At 72.0% G+C, this 1,098-nt stretch carries 1 pseudogene; it reads left to right on the top strand.

Annotated features, from left to right (window positions below):
- Positions 1-1,055 (top strand): annotated as a pseudogene (locus tag ACIGZJ_RS36910) (hypothetical protein); the annotation flags it as partial.
- Positions 1,056-1,098: the final 43 nt, after the last annotated feature.

Genomic DNA, 1,098 nt, shown 5'->3' with positions numbered 1-1,098 from the left:
CCACCGCCACCGTCGAATCACCCAAACCCGCCCTCACCCTCGACAAGATCGTCGCCACCGGCAGCGGAGGCGGCAACAACGGCGGAGGCCACAACGGAGGCGGCAACAACGGCGGGGGCAACAACCGCCGCAACACCCTCGTCACCACCCTCACCCCCGGACAGGCCCTCACCTACTCCTTCGTGGTCACCAACAGCGGCAACACCGACCTGACCGGCGTGGTCGTCACCGACACCGCGTTCTCCGGCACCGGCACCCCGCCCGCCATCTCCTGCCCCTCCACGGACCTGCCCGTCGGCGCGTCGATGACCTGCACCGCCACCTACACCGTCACCCAGGCCGACGTCGACGCCGGCACCATCACCAACACCGCCACCGCCACCGGCACCCCGCCCACCGGCCCACCCGTCACCTCACCCCCCGCCACCGCCACCGTCACCACGGCCAAGCCCACCCTGACCCTCACCAAAACGGCCGACCCCGCCACCGTGACCTCCGCCGGACAGACCATCACCTACACCCTGACGGTCACCAACACCGGAAACGTCCCCCTCACCGCGGTCTCCGTCAAGGACACCGACTTCACCGGCGAGGGCACCGCCCCCGTGATCTCCTGCCCCTCCACGGACCTGCCCGCGGGCGCCTCGATGACCTGCACCGCCACCTACACCGTCCTCGTCCACGACCTGAAACTCGGCCGGATCGACAACACCGCGGTGGCGACCGCCACCGCACCCGACGGCACCACGGTCACCTCCGCCCCCGCATCGGCCACCGTCCAGGCCAAACCCGCCACCCAGCCCACCGGCTCCCCCTCACCCTCCCCCTCACCGTCGCCCTCACACCACCCCACCCACGAGCCCACCCACACGCACAAGCCCACCCCCAGCCACGCAAACGTGCCCCCGCCCCACGGCACACCCCCCGTCGGCCACCCCCTGCCCGACACCGGAACCGGAACCCTCCCCCTCCTCGCCGCAATCGGCGCCGCAACCCTGATCGCCGCCGGCACCCCACTCCTCCTCACCACCCGCCGCACCCGCCGCCGCCACTAACCACCACCCACCCACCAACACGCTCCGGCCGGCACACACCCCA

The sequence above is a fragment of the Kitasatospora sp. NPDC052868 genome (assembly GCF_044547105.1).
GTDB lineage: Bacteria > Actinomycetota > Actinomycetes > Streptomycetales > Streptomycetaceae > Kitasatospora.
Note: the sequence above shows the minus strand (reverse complement) of the source record. Positions and strands in the feature narration are given on the sequence as shown.